We start from the raw sequence: 17,716 nt of genomic DNA on the forward strand, positions 1-17,716 counted from the left end.
CCCTTTTTCACTTATTTTTCCTTCAATACACTATGTAATCGATCCGGATAATTTGTAAACATTCCTGTAGCACCCCATTTGATTAACAGCCTCATATCTGGTTTCTCATTAATTGTATAAGGGTGAATTAACAGTCCATTTTTTCTAGCCATTTTCATATATGACTCATCAATAATTAGTTCCCCGTTATCATTACGTAAGTTTGGTCCAATACCAGCTGCATACTTTTTAATTTCTTGAAAATCATCATTTGTTACACTTTTCGGTTCATGTGTAATGCCAGACCATTCAACAATTTCATTGTTTTCATTTGGATAATACCAAAGCAATTGAACTAACGGAATATTTTCATTCATACTATGAATCTTTTTCAAACTATCTTTACTAAATGATTGAATCATAACACGGCTAGAAGACATGTTTTGACCTACTAAATTATATTTTTGTAACAACGCCAACAATTTCTCTTCCATTTCTGGATACACATCTGGTGATTTTGTTTCAATATAATACTTCATACTTCTCCCATACTTTTGGAAGATTTCTTCAAGAGTTGGAACCTTTTGCCCAACATACTCTTGCTTAGCCTTTTCTGGATACGCTTTATTAAACCATGATCCAGCATCTAAACTCTTTATTTCGCTTAACGTTTTATCGCGTACTTCGCCTGTTCCATTTGTAGTGCGATCAACTGCTGTATCATGCATTGCAATTAATTGGCCATCCTTTGTTAATTGAATATCTAACTCTAAATAATCCGCTTTCATTTTTTTCACTAAATCATAAGAAGCAAAAGTATGCTCAGGTGCATGTCCACTTGCTCCGCGATGTGCAATATTTAAAAACTTATTCGTATTCCATTCATGCTTTCCTTCTGCTTTCGCATGAACAGCTCCCCCAGCAAAGATGCTTCCCGTCATAAAGAAAATAACTAAAACGCTAATAATCTTTCTCATCCTTCAAACCCTTCCTACGTTGTAAATTTCAACAAGCTAATGAGATTTACACGAAATAGAAGACACACTTTCATTATTTTTATAAACCTATATTAAAATTCCAATCTTACAAATATACTTTCTCTATATTATTAATATAGAAAACTAGTATTATCCTATTTAATTCCTATAGCCCTCCTTTTCACATGTAACTCCCTATTTTGTACGGTTCATTCAATAAAAAAAGCCATAAATTATTTAGAATACACTCCTGTGTCCCTAAATAAATTTATGGCTTTTCTCAAATATCTCCGGCCTCTATTAACTTGTCGAATTTAATCATATCAAACCTATTGAAATTTGTGAATATTTTTTTCAGTACAGTGAAGCACATAAAACAATATTTCTGTAGTTACTTAAAAATCACATAATAAATTTCTCATTACCTCTTCCAATACTATATCTGGATTTACTACCGTTTTTTCCGAACGCCATCCTATAAAGCCATCTGGTCTAATTAATACAGCACCTCCATTCTCTATACCATATAATTTGCTAAAAATATCTTCTGGAACAACAAAGTCTCCACTTAAGCCAACACGATACCCTTTTATATTTATTCCTAATTTAGCTGAAACAGTATGTGCTGCCTCAGCCCAAGAACTATTTTCTACTCCTGTAAGTAATACAAAACTGTTACCGAATAAGTCTAATGTAGAAACTTTCTTCCCTTCATACGTTCCCCATAAATGTGGCGCTCGCGTTCCAGGTCTTCCGTTCAACTCTATGCTATCCATTCTATGCGGAGTGACTGAATCATCTATAATCGCCTCTGAACAATACTGATATCCAACTGTAACAGCTAAACCATCCATATTATTCAAACTGCCTTCCTCTCTATTCGCAGCACGAAACAGTAAACTACTTGCATAAGCGGTCGTTAATTTTGCAACAGAGTGTCTCTCTTCATGATATGTTTCTAACAATTTTGGTTTTGCCTTCCCTTTTATAACAGCCGCTAATTTCCAACCCAAGTTATGCGCATCTTGTATTCCTGTATTTGAACCGAATCCGCCTGTTGGCGGCATAATATGTGCTGAATCTCCAACTAGAAAAATTCGATTTTCTTGAAATTTCACCGCTGTACTTTCGGCTGCTTCCCACGGTAAAACACTTAATATTTTTGATTCAACATTTGTACTTCCAATTGCTATTTGAATAATTTGTTTACAACGTTCTATAGTGAAGTCCTCTAGCCCCTCTCCTTTTAATGGATCGTAGGCTACATGATAAATCCATTTTTTTACGTTATCAACCGGGATAAGTGCACCAAGAACCTCCGGATGAAGTACCATCGAAAAACCGAATGCATCTCCTTGTATAAACTCACTTAAATCAGCTTCAAAATAAATATTCATATAATAGCCACCAATGGTTCCACGACCCTCAGTTTTAATCCCTAACTGCTCACGTATTTTACTTTTCGCTCCATCCGCTGCAATTACATAGTCACAATGTATGACACTTTCTTTTTCTGTTTCACGATTTCGAATCGTTGCTTTTACCCCGTTTTCATTTTGTTCAAATGCAACTAATTCATGATAAAAAGATAGTTGCTCGCCTAATGTTTTCGCTTCTTGTAACATCATCTCTTCTAAAATAATTTGATAACACGCAGTTTGTTTTGATGGACTAATCTTTTCTATTTTTTGAAGTAACTCTTCATCGTTTCCGTATTGCGTCGCTCTCATTTGTTCCAATTCTTCTTTATTCGCCTCAGCTATTGTATGAACCGCTATTCTTCCTCTGCAGTTCTCTAATGCTTTACCTGCCAATTTAATTCTTTTTTCCAAGCCTAATTCTCGAAATAACTCCATTGTACGTAAAGTAAGACCGCCTGCTTTCGGATGAATGGCAGTAGACGGATGCCTTTCAATAAGTAAGTACTCAATATTATGTTTTGCAAGAAATAACGCAGACGCTAACCCAGATAATCCCCCTCCAACAATTAAAACTGGTACATAATTCGATTTCATATATTTACCCTCCACATCATTGTTCTGAGCTCAGTGACATAAATATAATCAAAAAAAACATTAAAATATAGACTTATATTTCATTTTGAATTATCATATAGATAGATTACGCCTCAAAATTCCTTTTACCTTTTCATACATCTATAATCCACCTGAATTGTGTCTGTATGAAAGTGTAAAACAAAAGAATGTACTTTACGTTGAACCATGTTCTATCGTAAAAATCAAAAATAATACAAACATTATAAGCGGTCGTAACCTTATGGATTATACAAGGTTACGACCGCTTATTTTATTGTTACATCATTTTTTGTTTTTAAAACTTCATCTATTGTGTTATGTAATCCTTCCAATCCCTTTTCTATCTCCCTATAATTTTCAACAATAAAAAATTCATTCGTCTCGATTTTCTTTCTCAATATTGCACCTCATACAACAATCATGTAGCATTACCGTATCGAAGTAATGGTTCATCATCTTAAACCTTTCGACTAATTACCTGGAGGCAAAGTGATTGAAATGAATAAACAAGAACAATTAAATATTATAAAAAAAGATTTTATTGATTCTCAAAAAGTATTATTGGCAATTGGTGATGAAACACGTCAAGCTATTTTATTAGTGCTAATGGAAACGGAATGTCAAACAGGATTACGTGTAGGAGAAATTACGAAGCAAACACACCTTTCCCGTCCAGCAGTATCACATCACCTTAAGATTTTACGAGAAGCTGGCATTATTTTAATGAGAAAAGAAGGTACAAAGAATTTTTATTATATTGATATACGTATAAAATTAGGTTTATTAAAAAATCTTGTATTAGATATTGAGAAGCTATTGCAAAACTTTTATTAAAACTTGGAGGTATAAGAAATGAAAGCAATGATAATTGATAGATATGGAAAAGTCCCAATGCGTATGGCAGAGGTACCTACTCCTGAAATTAATGGGTATGAAGTGCTCGCAGAAATTCATGCAGCTAGTATTAACCCAATTGATTTTAAAATACGTGATGGAAAAGTAAAGATGTTACTGAAATATGAAATGCCTCTAATCCTTGGGAATGACTTTTCCGGCGTCATCACGAAGGTTGGATCAAAAGTGACTCGTTTTAAAGTCGGTGATGAAATATATGCTCGTCCAAGAAAAAATAAGATTGGTACTTTTGCGGAGTATATAGCCATTCATGAAGATGATATAGCTTTAAAACCAAAAAATTTAAGTTTTGAGGAAGCGGCGTCGATTCCACTCGTTGGCTTAACATCCTATCAAGCACTACATGATATTATGCATTTACAAAAAGGACAAAAAATATTAATTCACGCTGGGTCCGGTGGTGTTGGTACTTTCGCAATTCAGTTAGCAAAAATAATGGGTGCTACTGTTACAACGACTGCTAGTGAAGCTGGTACAAATTTAGTAACGTCTCTTGGCGCAGATCAAATTATTAATTACAAAACAGAAAAATTTGAAGAAATACTCAAAAATTATGATGCAGTATTTGATACAATCGGCGGAACAACACTTGAAAAATCATTCAATATTATAAAAAGCGGAGGAAACATTGTTTCAGTTTCAGGTATGCCGAATGCTCGCTTCGGTAAAGAATTTGGTTCAGGCTTCTTTAAAACTCTCTTATTTTCATTAGCCAGCAAAAAACTTACTGCACTTGAAAAAAAGCATAATGCTCAATATTCATTTTTATTTATGAAGCCAAGCGGGGATCAATTACGTACTATTGCAAACTATATTGAAGCCGGAAAAATCAAACCGGTAATCGATCGAGTTTTCCCTTTTGAAGATGCTCAAAAAGCAATGGAATATTCAGAGTCTGGAAGAGCAAAAGGAAAAATAATTGTAAAAATTAAATAATAATAAAAACCTCCATTTTCTTAAAATGGAGGTTTTAAATTTGCTGTTAAATAGACATAGTGCAATGAAGTCCTTACAATAGATTGCAAGGGGAAATATTATATTATACTTTTAGTTAACTTTACAAAGAATACATACGTACAAATACATAACTTAAAATACAAAAAGGAGGAGATACAATGACTAAAAATAATGAAACAGGTTGGAATTTAGATAATAGTTATACGACTTTACCACAATCATTTTATACAGAAATCCCCCCTACTCCCGTAAGTTCACCGGAGTTAGTTAAACTAAACCATTCATTAGCGATATCTCTTGGCTTGACCCCTGAAGAACTGAAAAAGGAAGCTGAAATTGCTATTTTCGCTGGTAATGCACTCCCAGAAGGAGCTCATCCATTAGCTCAAGCATATGCTGGCCATCAATTCGGACATTTTAATATGTTAGGCGACGGTCGTGCTCTTTTAATTGGCGAACAAATTACTCCTTCAGGTAAGCGTTTCGATATTCAACTGAAAGGTTCTGGCCCTACTCCCTATTCACGCCGAGGAGATGGTCGTGCTGCACTCGGTCCGATGCTACGTGAATATATCATTAGTGAGGCAATGTATGCACTTGATATTCCGACTACTCGCAGTTTAGCAGTTGTCACAACTGGTGAAGCAACATATCGTGAAACAAAGTTACCTGGAGCAATTTTAACTAGAGTAGCTAGTAGCCATATACGCGTCGGTACATTTCAATATGCTGCAGCTCGTGGTTCAATAGAGGACCTGAAATCACTAGCTGACTATACGATAAAAAGGCATTACCCAGAAATTGAAGCTCATGAAAACCGATATACTGCATTACTACAAGAAGTCATTAAAAGACAAGCCAGTCTTATCGCAAAATGGCAACTTGTTGGATTTATCCACGGTGTAATGAACACTGACAATATAACGATTAGTGGCGAAACAATTGATTACGGTCCTTGTGCATTTATGGACAATTACAATCAAGGAACCGTATTTAGCTCTATTGACACACAAGGTCGTTATGCATATGGAAATCAACCATATATGGCCGCATGGGACCTCGCTCGATTAGCAGAATCTTTAATACCAATTCTGCACGAAGATGAAGAAGAAGCATTAAAAATCGCCCAAGACGAAATTTCGAAATTTAGCGTACAGTATGAAAACCATTGGTTCCTTGGAATGAAAAAGAAATTAGGACTATTTAGTACCGAAGAACAAGATCAACCACTTATTGAGCAACTTTTAAAAATGATGGAGAAATATAAAGCAGATTACACTAATACATTCCGTTCATTAACTCTTGATACGTTAGAAAATATCCCTCTATTCGATAGTCCTGAATTTAAAGAATGGTACAAACTGTGGCAATCTCGATTAGAAAGACAAGAACATTCGAAAGAAAACGCCTACGAAATGATGAAAAATAATAACCCATCCATCATCCCGAGGAACCACCGTGTAGAAGAAGCACTAGAAGCAGCTGTCACAAATGGCGATTATAGCGTAATGGAGAAACTTCTTGAAGCTTTATCAAATCCTTATGCGTATTCTACAGATCAAGAAGAATACTGCATTCCGCCTGCACCGACGAATCGCCCTTATCGTACTTTTTGTGGGACTTGATTGTTTAATATGTAAAAAGGTGCGTTCATATAAATTGTGTGAACGCACCCTTTTTATATCCCCCACTCAACTAAAACTTTAAAATGCACATCCCCCGATGCCATTTCTTTAATCCAAAACAAATTCTACATTATTCCAATAGACTTACTCGTAAGCTTGTTAAACAAATATTGAGAAATATAAAACATCATTTCTAAATATTTTTATTTTTGATACTATATTTTATAAGAATATTCAAAAAGTGAGGGGATTTCATGAACGTTCAACTACAAGGTAATGAACAAATTACAAAATTATTTAATGACTGGTATAGAGCTATCTTACAGCATCAAACTACCCATGCAACAAAAATAAAAAAAGATATTGAAAATATCATCTCTAATTCAGAAGAAGATACAAACCTACAATTGTATTATTCACTTTTTAATTTCAGATACAAAATTTTAACAGATGGTTTAAATATTAATAAAGATGATTTTAATAAAATTGATTCTTTCCCACTTCCAGAGAATGGGCTATTTTCTTATTATTATCATTTTTTCAAGGCTATTCACAATACAATTATTGGAAACTACAATGCAGCAAAACACCTTTTCGAGAACGCTAAAAAGCTGCTAATACACGTATCTGACGAACTAGAGAATGCTGAATTTAACTACCGCTTAGCTTCCTATTATTATCAAACATATCAACCACTAGTAGCAATCCAATCTGCAAATGAAGCTAAAGCGATTTTTTCAAAACATATAAACTGTGAAATTAATGTTGCTTTGTGTGATAACATCTTTGGTTTATCTTGTATTGATTTAAAACAGTTTGAACAAGCTGAAATTAGACTTGATTCAGCATTAAATATTCTACAGAAGTATTCAGAGGAGACTTTATCATTAAGAGTACGACATAATTTAGCTTGGCTATATGCAAGTCAAAACCTTTCAGAGTTAGCAATGCGTCATATTTCAGAGGTTACAACTAAGCAACCAAATCACTTTAAAGCACTTTTTGTTGAAGCACGTGAATACTACAAGCTTGGAGAATATACTCAGGCTAAAGAACTTATAAAAAAAGGATTAAACATTTCAAATAAACTAGAAAACAAAGAGTTTCAATATCGTTTCATGATTTTAAGAGAACTAAATAATAAAACTTCTATAAATGATTTAGAAATGATAATTTTGGAAGGAATTTCTTACTTTAAAACAGAAAACCTTTGGGAATGTATACAAGAGTACACTGATGTTCTAGCAAATATGTTTTATGAAAAAGAAGACCATATAAAAGCTAGTCAATACTTTTACATGGCCAATCAAGCAAGAAAAAAACATGAAGAAAAGGGAGCTTTGATATAATGAAAAAGATTAAATTGAGCATCATTGGCTTAGCTGTTATTAGCATCACAACTCTTGGATTAAGCTTCACCTCAGAAACACCGAAAACACAGTTAGGATATGTAGCATTAAACATTGGGGACACCCCGGCACCCCAAAGACCTGACCTTGTTCAATCCGTTGACGTAAGTAAAGACTACAACTCAACAACAACTGAAAAAGCACTTTAAAAAACGGAAGACCTTCAATTAAGAAGGTCTTTTTAAATACGCTTATTTAGAATATTTCCCTTTCATGTAGGCTTTATTTTCTCATCAACTCCGCAATCCTCTTACTCTCCTCACTACCAACTTTCTCAAGTTTCTCCACAACTAAATTCTGTCTCTCTACAGAATGATTTTGACTTAACTTCGCTTTTCCTTCTATTTTATTTATCTTTATTTTGAATCCAACTATTCCCTTACTTAATCCTCCCATATAATTCGGATCTACATCATTAAGTGAGTAGGTGCTCTCTGGATCTTCATATTTATTTACTAAATCTTGAAGAGAATCTACTAATGTCTTCTCATCTTCAACAATTTCTAATTCACCATATACATGCACTGCAACGTAATTCCATGTTGGTACTGCATTGTTTGTTTCATACCATGACGGAGAGATGTAACTATGTGGTCCTTGAAATATAGCTAGTACTTGCTGAGTCCCAATATCTTTCCACTGTTCATTCGGCCGTGCGAAGTGACCATGTAAAGTAAGGGTCTCCCTATTTAATAACAACGGCAAGTGCGTTGCATATGGTTCTCCGTTATGTTGAGAAAATAATGTCGCAAAGCTATTTTGTTCCATTATTTCGTACTTCATCTCTTCATCTTGTATTGCGAAATATTTTGGTATGTACATAAGCTCCCTCTTTTCCGCTCTTTTCTATTTTGTTTCCTATTATATTTAGTAACCGCATCAATCAACAGGGCCAGTTTGTATTTGTTTTATAATGGCAGCTTTCTATTTCAAAACAATAGGCAGCATGTATTCCATGCTGCTTTAGTTTATTTTTTCTAATATATTTGTAATAAATACGGTCTTACCCTCAATATAACTAGATCGATTTTTCGACTCTCTTGCTAACTCTTCCTTCAAGTTTCCATACTCATTAGCTACTTCAGTATGTTCACGAAGGTAATCTCGAAACACTATATGCCTTCTCAACTCTTCACTATTTTTATCACACACATATAAATGATGTTCCATCCAAACTGTATTTCTCTCGTTCCATGGAACGAACGTATCCTTTCTTCCAAACGCCTCTCTTCCTTTAAAGCTCCATTCTAACTGATGATAGTACCCTATCTTCTCAAGTTTTTTTACTACCTCATGAAAAATTTCGTACTCTTCTATTACAATATCAATATCTAGTATTGGTTTTGATGCAAGCCCTTTAACAGATGTACTCCCAACATGTTCAATAGATACAATGCTGTCTTCCATTACATTGTTAATAAGAGTGTATATTTTATTAAATTCACTTTCCCATTTGACATTATATTCTTCGATAGCAATTCTCTGCTTCAACGTACCCCTCTTCTCAAAACAAATTATAACCGTTGAATATGAGTATCCTTAAAATCCGTCTCATATTTCAATCCATATCCAAACATTCGATCCATTCCAATATGTGCTGTCCATATTAAGCCAATCATTATAACGATATCCATCTTAAAATAGACACCTATTAGAACAATTAATATGGATATGATATATGTGTGACATACATTATATATTTTCGCACCAACGTGATTATTAATCCCATATGCTAACATTGATAGATCCGGCGCTAAAAGGAATACAAAAAATATAATCCAACTAAACTCATATATCGAATACATATAAATCGTGGCTAAAAATACAACCATTCCTTCAAAATGTACAATACGTTTTTGCATTATTTATCATTCCTATTTTTCTATATTTATTGATACATTTTCATCGCTGAAAGTATTCTTTTTATTTTTTGACCAGATGGTTGCTAATATTGGCCCTGCAATGTTATGCCATACTGCCGCTAATACACTTGGGAGTGCAGCAACCGGTCCAAAATGCAAAATACTTTCCAGCTATATTACTTTCATCCACTCAGCCCCTATCTTTTAATTGAAACACCTTTTTCGGATTCAAAATATTTTGCGGATCAAGAACTTTCTTTATTTTCTCCATTACAAATAATGCCGCCCCATGTTCTTCTTCTTGATACTTTCGTTTCCCGATTCCAACGCCATGTTCTCCTGTACACGTTCCTCCTCGTTTAAGAGCATACTGAACGATACTTTCATTTATTTCGTCTGCCTTCTTCACTTCCTCCTTATCATTTGTGTCAATCATTAAGAGTACATGGAAATTTCCATCCCCAACATGACCGAGAATACCGCCAATAAGCCCTACTTTATGTAATACCTCTTTCGCATGTTGAATCGCTCCAGCTAATTCCGAAATTGGTACACATACGTCTGTACTCATTAGCTTTTTACCAGGATAACTATGCACGTAAGAGTACGCCAAGTTATGTCTTGCATCCCACAGCTTATTTCTCGCTGCTGTTTCCGTCTCAAACGCAATTTCTATACATTTATGATCAAGAACGATTTCTTTCGTAAATTCAATATCTTGCTTTAACCCTGCTTCATTGCCGTGAAACTCTAAAAACAGTGTCGGTTCTTCTCTGTAACTTGTTTCATTGTAATAATTTACTTGTTTCATAGATAATTCATCAACGAGTTCAATTCTCGCGATTGGAATACCTGCTTGTAATATGTTAATTACAGCTTCTACTGCATCATTTATAGTTGGAAACGATGCCCTCGCAGCCATAACATGTTCTGGTATACCGTATACTTTTAAAGTTAACTCCGTGAAACATCCAAGTGTTCCTTCTGAGCCTACGAAAATACCATTTAAATGATAACCTGATGATGACTTCGCTGCTAAATTCCCGGTATGTATTACTCCTCCATCAGCAAGAACGACTTCTAAATCTCGAACTTGATCACGCATTACCCCATACTTTACCGCTGTCGTTCCGCTCGCATTTGTAGCAGCCATTCCTCCTAACGTTGCATCAGCTCCTGGGTCTACACTAAAAAATAATCCATACTTTTTCAATTCTTTATTAAGCTGAGAGCGCGTCACCCCTGGCTGTACTCTCACAAGAAAATCCTTTTCTCTTATTTCAAGTATTTTGTTCATAAGAGAAAAGTCCATTGTAATTCCTTTTTCGTAAGGAATTACATGTCCCTCTAAACTGGACCCTACTCCAAATGGAACGACAGCTGTTCCGTGCTGAATCGCTATTTTCATTATCGCGCTAACTTCTTCGGTCGTTTTTGGAAAAACAACTACATCAGGTAAACTACTACTATGGTAAGATTCATCTTTACTATGTAACTCTCGTACTGTCATATTTATTACTACTCGATCTTCAGGAAGTATGCCTTTTAATTCATTTACTACATGTTCAATTGTTATTTCCATAATCAACTCTCCTTTTTAATTTTAAAACAAGTATACCATCTTTATACAAAATAATTAGAAAAATAAGATTATTAAACCTGAACATACAAAAAAGAACCTGCAGCACACGCTACAAGTTCTTTTTCACTACATTTTAAACGATTTCTTTATTAACAACATAAACCAAATTAAAGTAACTGCCATCAACGAATGAGAAAATCCTACAATATAAGTTAACCCTTTAAAGTCAGCTCCATTTAACTGAAGAAGCCCTCTCGCTGCTAGCGAACCTAACATTAATGTTAATGCAATATTATGTAAAACAAACCACTTATTAAACCCTTGCACTTCATGAAACGCGAATACTTTTGCTAATCCTAAAGCAATTAAAAAGAAGAAAAAGCCAAGTACAAGTGTATGCGTATGCAAAAGATTTAACAAAGTAGACCCTAAAATCCCTTTATACTTACCATACTCCCTAGCGAAAATCCCTGATAATAAACCGATAATCAAATACGTAAACGATGCATTATATAATTTCTTCATTATGTACCTCCTTGAGTAGAATTTATAGTGTGTCATATTTAGTAATAATGATAGTTATATAGTAAAAACTCCTAGTCACCTAGGAGTCATTGTATAAGCATCTCACTCTTTACAATTAATCCTAATTATAAGATATCTCTCTATACAAAACAAACGAACTTTATGTGAACAAACACCCCCATTAAAATATGTTGCACTTTTGTTTTACACAATCCATACTAATTGTTATAACTTTTTAAAGGTGGTGTAATTATTGATAGTTCTTGAAACTGAACGTCTTAATCTTCGCTGGTTTGATATAAAAGACGCTCCTTTTATTCTTGAGTTAGTAAACGATCCTGCATGGATTCAGTTTATCGGTGACAAAGGAGTTAGTAACTTAGAAGATGCAAAAAATTATATTGTAAACGGTCCCATCGATATGTATAACAAACTTGGATTCGGCCTTTACTTAGTAGAACGAAAAAAAGATCTCACTCCACTTGGTATGTGTGGCCTTATTAAAAGAGATTCATTAGAAGACGTTGATATCGGGTTTGCCTTTTTAGAGACATTCCGTTCAAAAGGATATGGCTACGAGTCAGCTTCTGCGATAATCGAATACGGTGTACAAAAGCTCGGCATGAAACGAATTGTAGCAATTACTTCTGTAGATAACATCGCCTCAGGAAAGCTTTTAGAAAAAGTAGGATTACGATTTGAGAAAATCATTTCAGATTCAGGAGAAGATTTAAAATTATTTGGGTATAACGCATAGTAAAGAAGGTCGCCGTGAATGGTGACCTTCTTTACTATTTTACTGATCTCGTCATAATACTTTTAGTTCCATTTATAGTTTTGCAGTAATTCTTGTGATTACTACTATGCCTTTCATATCACATTTTTTGGAAATTCATAGAAATAAAACTTTCACATTTAAATAAATTATATTAATATATCAAATAAAGGAAGTGAGAATAAATGGAACAACCGCTATTTTTATTAGTTCTTCAATTCATTGCATTCATATTAATCATTTGTATCGTATATGGAATGTTGTACAATACCGTATTAAATTTAAATATGCCTAAATGGACTGCACATATAGTAGCTACGGTCTTTTCCCTTGGTATTACCTATCAAGCTTTTATAAATTTTATTTGAAAAACTTTTGTAGCAATTACTTCTATTGTTGATGCAGTAAAGCTTTTAGAAAAAGCAGGATTGCAATTTGAGAGGGTTATTTCAAGATCAGAAAACGTAACCATTTTTTATAAAGTCTTTCCAGCGCAAAATAGTGAAGAAGTTAGTTCCGCTGAAAGTGTGTTTGCATAAAAAGAAATGAATTTAATTGATGCTACAAAAATTTTATTTTAATTCTGGTTCTATTGTTTGGAATCGTTCTAGGGTACCATTTGTGTGGACTTTAAAAATTTTCATTTGCGCACCAAAATGTTGCGTTAAGTAAAATGTATCACCAGTTATTAAATTTCCAATCTTCCAATCAGGTTGATATGTACTTTCCATGGAACTTTCTAAATCCCCAATCATTATTAAATTGATATATAATGAAGATGAACTACTCAACATTTTCGTTAAAGATAGTCTATCAACCTCTAACTACCTAATGAACTCAAGTAAACACATCTTCAGTCATTTTAAGAGGTACAAAAGGCACCCTTTCGGGTGATTTTTGTATAAAAATTCTATTTTTTTATATTCGATACCAACCACGAACCTTTTTAAAATAATAGTATCATTATGTCTCCTTTTTAGAGATTATTTTTAATTACCTTTAATTTTTTGCACCAGAACCGGAAAATCCCTGACTACTCGAAATATCAACTATCAAGTGCTAATATTCAATAACGCGTACTGAAAATGATTAAACATTTTTATAAACCCGTGGAACATTTAAGAAATCAATTTTTCTCTTATCGAAATTTAATTAGCTTACAGTAATACAGTGGTCATATATTTTTAAGAATAACGGAAGAATATATAGAAATTGCTACAGAAATGTGAAGTTTAATTAATTTAGGAGGAACAAACTTGTTTAATCAGCTTGTAAAAGTTATACCGAATTTATTTACGATTGGAAATTTATTGTGCGGTGTTTTCTCAATCACCTTGAATATGAGTGAATATTTAGGAACAGCCTCCATTCTCATTTTCTTTTCAGCTGTTTTAGATTTTCTTGATGGAAGAATTGCGAGAAAATTAAAAGTGAACAGTGAGTTTGGCGTAGAATTGGATTCCTTAGCTGATATTGTTAGTTTCGGCGTCGCTCCTGCGCTTTTATTTCATACGATAGCAACACCTTCTATTTTAACTTCTTTGGCATTTATCCTATTCCCAACAATGGGTGCTTTAAGATTAGCTAAATTTAGTATTAAACCAACTATTGGATATTTTAAGGGATTACCTATTCCAGCTGCAGGATTATCATTGGCTGGTATGGCATTGTTTTCATATAGTAATGCATGGATTACTTTAATCCTCGCCCTCTTAATGGTAAGTCCCATTAGGTTTAAAAAATTTTAATTAAGGTCACGCCCAACGCCATTAAGGAGCATTTCAAATGGATTTAACGCGTCAATACGTATAAAAAAGCGGGACAATAATATTAAATTAGGTGCCCTTCGAAAAATTAAAACCTTGTATTTATGGCTATTGGATTAATCTATCGATATGTTATTCTGAAACGTCAATCCACTTTTAACAGGAGCTCCCTTTATCAAGAGAGCTCCTGTTCTTATTTCTTCTTCTTTTCTGTCGGTTGGCTTTGTTTAGCAAAATTAGATGAATCATCAAAATTCGGTTGCTTTTTACCAGCATTATTACTTCTACCTTTTCCCATATGTAATGCACCTCCCCTCCCCCTTACTATTCCCAATAAAAAAATTCTCTTGCATCCAAGAGAATTTTAAATTGGGTTCTTATTGATAATACCTAAGTACTTCCAACACTGCCATTCCATAAAAGATGGATCCAATGTTAAATTATTTAATGCTAAAACAAATATTACATTTTCATATTTAACTGGATAATCAATTAATAATCCTAATGTATTTCCTGAAGCTGCAACAATTATGATTCCCTTTTCTAACACGTCATCTATAACTTCTTTTAATTATTCTTACCTAGCATATAATATTTTTCTACACATTGAGATTGCTTGTTGTATAAGGAAGCCCTTCTTCTTTCCATGCAAGAAATCCTCCCTTTAAATTCACTACTTCCTTTATACCAGCTCTTTGTAAAATACTAGCTGCTATAGCGGAACGTAATCCGGTTCGACATTGCAAAACTATTGGAAAATCTTTCGGTATATAATCTAGTTGTTCAAATAGATTACCTAAAGTGATATGTATTGCATCATGAAGGTGTCCTTCCTCCCACTCTTTTTTACTACGCACATCGATAACCTTAACGCTTCCACCTTTTATATGCGGATATAATTCAATCGATGTTTTTTCTTTGTAACTTTCAAATCTATCAAGTCTTTGTATTACTTTTAAGGGTGCAAAAGCAATAATATTATCTAACCCAATAGATTCAAATTCTCTAATAACTGCCTCTACTTTAACCTTTTCCTCATCTAGAATTATTAAAGTTTCTTTTTTATAATCTAATAACCATCCACACCAAGTTGTGAAAGAATTGTTATAAGGTATGTTAATTGACTTCTCGATATGACCTGCAGCAAAACTCTCTACATCCCTTATATCAACTATTTGATGAACGCTCTTCAAAATTTCTTGAAGTTCTTCTACTGTATTAATAGCAGTACTTTTTCTCTTCTTACGAATTGGCGGACCATACTTATTTAAATTCTTCATTAATGAAAAATACTTTGGAGGCTCTGGCTGTCCCGTCAATAAAGTCGATATAAAATCACTTTCTTCATTACACCGAAATGCCCAATTGAACATCTTTTCATAACCTAATGTAGAAGTTGGAATTGCTCCTAATGCTTTTCCACATGCGCTTCCCGCACCATGTGATGGCCATATTTGCAAATAATCAGGAAGTATTTTTATTTTTTGTATAGAATCAAATAATTGTTTCGCTCCTATTTTTGCAGTATCTTTAATACCGACTGCAGTTTCTAATAAATCCGGTCTTCCTATATCTCCTACAAATATAAAATCACCTGTGAATATTCCTATCGGTTTATCATTCGTATAATTATTTTGACTTGTATCAGTTACTAAAAAAGAAATACTTTCAGGCGTATGCCCTGGGGTGTGAATTACATTAAATTTTATATGACCTACTTTAAACTCTGTGCCCTCTCTAACCAATTTGTATCGACCTTCGTTAAGATATTGATATTTCCAATCACAATCTCCTTCATCAGATACATATAAATTTGCATGGTAAAGATTAGAAAGTTCTCTAGACCCGGAAAGAAAATCAGCATGAATATGAGTCTCAGCCGCAGCAATTACTTCCATCCCCTCTTTCTTAGCAAATTCTATATATTGTTCTATATAGCGACTAGGATCAATAACGATTGCTACGCCTTCTTTCTGACAACCGACTAAATAGGAAGCATGTGCTAATTTTTCATCATAAAAATATTTTAAAAGCATAGCTATTCCCTCCAATTAGTTATTTCAAATTAATTTTCAATTTTTGTAACCACTTTTTATCTTCTCCTATAGAATCCCTTTCAACATTAAATTCCAATACATATATGGCAACATATATCTTTTAAGTAAAAACATACTATACCGTTCTTTCGCTTGATTAAATGGAAACGTTTCTTGAGGCTCATGTTCATAGTTAAATTCAGCAAGTATAAGACTTTTATATCCTGTAACAATCGGACATGATGTATATCCATCATATTTAGCCTGTAAATCTCTTCCGCTAAATACGTCCATAATATTTTGTTTTAAGACGGGTATTTGTTTTCGAATTGCTGCTCCAGTTTTAGAGGTAGGTAAATTGGTACAATCTCCAAGTCCAAAAATATTTTTATATTGCACATGCTGCAAAGTATAAGGGCTTATATCTACCCATCCCTGATGATTACTTATCTCACTCTCTTTAATAAAATTAGGTGGCCCCATTGGTGGAACAACATGTATCATACTATATGGTACGGTTTCTCTTTTTAGTGTTTGCGTATCTTCAAAAATTGCCTCTCTCTTTTCGGCGATAATTTCCACTAAATTTTTATTATAATTCGTTATAATTTGCTTTCTTTCTAGTACTTGTTCTAAAGTATTTGCATATCGTGGAACCTGAAATATGTTATTGTTTGCAGAATAAAACATTACTTCACTTCTGTTTCTTACACCACTATTACAAAAATACTCCTCTGCTAAGTACATAATTTTTTGTGGAGCACCACCGCATTTAATAGGAGTATTAGGGTGGGTAAAAAGCGCATTTCCTCCTTTAAATTTTTCGATTTCTCTCCAAGTAGAATCAACATATGTATAAGAATAATTACTACATACCCCATTAGTGCCAATAGACTCTTTTAAGCCTTTAATACTGTCCCAATTTATTTGTATACCAGCTGCTACAATAAGAATTTCATACTCAAGTAGCAGTCCGTCATCTAAAAGTATCTTATTTTCAGATGGAAATAACTTAACAACACTTTTAGGGATCCACGTTGCCCCTTTTGGAATAAGCGATTCCTGATTACGCATCGTACTTTCCTTTGAAACAATTCCTCCCCCCACTAAACTCCATAGTGGCTGAAAGTAATGTTTTTTTGATGGATCAATAATTGCTATACTTTCTTTCAATAGGGGTACATTTCGTAATAAATGTGCAGTAGAAGATAGTCCTGCTGTCCCAGCACCAATTACAATAATTTTATAACTATCTCTGGTCTTCATTATCCT

General features: G+C 33.7%; 19 protein-coding genes and 1 pseudogene. 8 read left to right on the top strand and 12 right to left on the bottom strand.

Features of this window, described 5'->3' with window-relative positions:
* Window positions 1-11 precede the first annotated feature (11 nt).
* The 3 genes from EBQ15_RS12275 to EBQ15_RS31800 form a co-directional block, all read right to left on the bottom strand.
* Complete coding sequence (locus EBQ15_RS12275) at window positions 12-956, bottom strand: glycerophosphodiester phosphodiesterase (protein WP_001226334.1); 945 nt, start codon at window positions 954-956, stop codon at window positions 12-14.
* Between the two features lie 395 nt (window positions 957-1,351).
* On the bottom strand, window positions 1,352-2,971 hold the full coding sequence (locus EBQ15_RS12280) for an FAD-dependent oxidoreductase (RefSeq protein WP_000841673.1): 1,620 nt from the start codon (window positions 2,969-2,971) through the stop codon (window positions 1,352-1,354).
* A gap of 287 nt (window positions 2,972-3,258) precedes the next feature.
* Window positions 3,259-3,390 carry a hypothetical protein gene (locus EBQ15_RS31800; RefSeq protein ID WP_001227549.1) on the bottom strand — a complete coding sequence of 44 codons (132 nt, stop codon included), beginning with the start codon at window positions 3,388-3,390 and terminating at the stop codon, window positions 3,259-3,261.
* Window positions 3,391-3,481: 91 nt separating this feature from the next.
* Between EBQ15_RS31800 and EBQ15_RS12285 the strand changes: the two genes are divergently transcribed.
* The 5 genes from EBQ15_RS12285 (at window position 3,482) to EBQ15_RS12305 (ending at window position 8,047) form a co-directional block, all read left to right on the top strand.
* Complete coding sequence (locus EBQ15_RS12285; RefSeq protein ID WP_000571869.1) at window positions 3,482-3,826, top strand: ArsR/SmtB family transcription factor; 345 nt, start codon at window positions 3,482-3,484, stop codon at window positions 3,824-3,826.
* An 18-nt stretch (window positions 3,827-3,844) separates the two neighbouring features.
* Window positions 3,845-4,843, top strand: coding sequence for an NADP-dependent oxidoreductase (locus tag EBQ15_RS12290; protein WP_000646446.1), 999 nt, complete (start codon window positions 3,845-3,847; stop codon window positions 4,841-4,843).
* A 179-nt stretch (window positions 4,844-5,022) separates the two neighbouring features.
* Complete coding sequence (locus tag EBQ15_RS12295; RefSeq protein ID WP_000164924.1) at window positions 5,023-6,489, top strand: protein adenylyltransferase SelO; 1,467 nt, start codon at window positions 5,023-5,025, stop codon at window positions 6,487-6,489.
* Between the two features lie 254 nt (window positions 6,490-6,743).
* Window positions 6,744-7,838, top strand: coding sequence for a response regulator aspartate phosphatase (locus EBQ15_RS12300; protein ID WP_001102728.1), 1,095 nt, complete (start codon window positions 6,744-6,746; stop codon window positions 7,836-7,838).
* The gene (locus EBQ15_RS12305; RefSeq protein WP_000721431.1) at window positions 7,838-8,047 is read left to right on the top strand and encodes a hypothetical protein; all 210 of its coding nucleotides are present in this window, start codon (window positions 7,838-7,840) and stop codon (window positions 8,045-8,047) included. Before EBQ15_RS12300 ends, EBQ15_RS12305 begins: the two co-directional genes overlap by 1 nt.
* A 73-nt stretch (window positions 8,048-8,120) precedes the next feature.
* Here the strand turns inward: EBQ15_RS12305 and EBQ15_RS12310 are convergent, their stop codons facing one another.
* The 6 genes and pseudogenes from EBQ15_RS12310 to EBQ15_RS12335 all read right to left on the bottom strand — a co-directional run bounded on the left by EBQ15_RS12310 (window position 8,121) and on the right by EBQ15_RS12335 (window position 11,867).
* A complete protein-coding gene (locus EBQ15_RS12310; protein ID WP_000275795.1) occupies window positions 8,121-8,720 on the bottom strand; it encodes an FMN-binding negative transcriptional regulator in 600 nt (199 codons plus the stop codon).
* Window positions 8,721-8,861: 141 nt separating this feature from the next.
* Window positions 8,862-9,389: a GrpB family protein gene (locus tag EBQ15_RS12315; RefSeq protein WP_000813523.1), complete on the bottom strand. Its 528-nt coding sequence runs from the start codon at window positions 9,387-9,389 to the stop codon at window positions 8,862-8,864.
* Window positions 9,390-9,412: 23 nt separating this feature from the next.
* Window positions 9,413-9,760: a DUF4260 domain-containing protein gene (locus EBQ15_RS12320; protein ID WP_001172065.1), complete on the bottom strand. Its 348-nt coding sequence runs from the start codon at window positions 9,758-9,760 to the stop codon at window positions 9,413-9,415.
* 12 nt (window positions 9,761-9,772) lie between these two features.
* A pseudogene (locus EBQ15_RS12325) lies at window positions 9,773-9,916 on the bottom strand (bile acid:sodium symporter family protein); the annotation flags it as partial.
* Window positions 9,917-9,950: 34 nt separating this feature from the next.
* Window positions 9,951-11,342, bottom strand: a complete 1,392-nt coding sequence (locus EBQ15_RS12330) for an FAD-binding oxidoreductase (protein WP_000406571.1) — start codon at window positions 11,340-11,342, stop codon at window positions 9,951-9,953.
* Between the two features lie 126 nt (window positions 11,343-11,468).
* A complete protein-coding gene (locus EBQ15_RS12335) occupies window positions 11,469-11,867 on the bottom strand; it encodes a DUF2871 family protein (RefSeq protein ID WP_000737896.1) in 399 nt (132 codons plus the stop codon).
* A 253-nt stretch (window positions 11,868-12,120) separates the two neighbouring features.
* Here EBQ15_RS12335 and EBQ15_RS12340 point away from each other — a divergent pair, with 253 nt between their 5' ends.
* Window positions 12,121-12,624, top strand: a complete 504-nt coding sequence (locus EBQ15_RS12340) for a GNAT family N-acetyltransferase (protein WP_000636208.1) — start codon at window positions 12,121-12,123, stop codon at window positions 12,622-12,624.
* A 203-nt stretch (window positions 12,625-12,827) separates the two neighbouring features.
* Window positions 12,828-13,010, top strand: a complete 183-nt coding sequence (locus tag EBQ15_RS12345) for a hypothetical protein (protein ID WP_000437513.1) — start codon at window positions 12,828-12,830, stop codon at window positions 13,008-13,010.
* Between the two features lie 204 nt (window positions 13,011-13,214).
* On the opposite strand, the gene EBQ15_RS12350 is transcribed toward EBQ15_RS12345, so the two are convergent.
* A complete protein-coding gene (locus EBQ15_RS12350; protein ID WP_002000399.1) occupies window positions 13,215-13,397 on the bottom strand; it encodes a DUF5065 family protein in 183 nt (60 codons plus the stop codon).
* Between the two features lie 501 nt (window positions 13,398-13,898).
* On the opposite strand from EBQ15_RS12350, the gene pssA reads away from it, so the two are divergent.
* Window positions 13,899-14,390 (top strand): CDP-diacylglycerol--serine O-phosphatidyltransferase, encoded by a 492-nt coding sequence (gene pssA, locus EBQ15_RS12355; protein WP_000483083.1) that lies wholly within the window; start codon window positions 13,899-13,901, stop codon window positions 14,388-14,390.
* A gap of 617 nt (window positions 14,391-15,007) precedes the next feature.
* Here the strand turns inward: pssA and EBQ15_RS12365 are convergent.
* Complete coding sequence (locus EBQ15_RS12365) at window positions 15,008-16,444, bottom strand: MBL fold metallo-hydrolase (protein ID WP_000925319.1); 1,437 nt, start codon at window positions 16,442-16,444, stop codon at window positions 15,008-15,010.
* Window positions 16,445-16,510: 66 nt separating this feature from the next.
* Window positions 16,511-17,710 carry an FAD/NAD(P)-binding oxidoreductase gene (locus EBQ15_RS12370; RefSeq protein ID WP_000857315.1) on the bottom strand — a complete coding sequence of 400 codons (1,200 nt, stop codon included), beginning with the start codon at window positions 17,708-17,710 and terminating at the stop codon, window positions 16,511-16,513.
* Window positions 17,711-17,716: the final 6 nt, after the last annotated feature.

This window comes from Bacillus sp. 2D03, assembly GCF_003946765.1.
In the GTDB taxonomy this organism is placed as follows: Bacteria; Bacillota; Bacilli; order Bacillales; family Bacillaceae_G; genus Bacillus_A; species Bacillus_A cereus.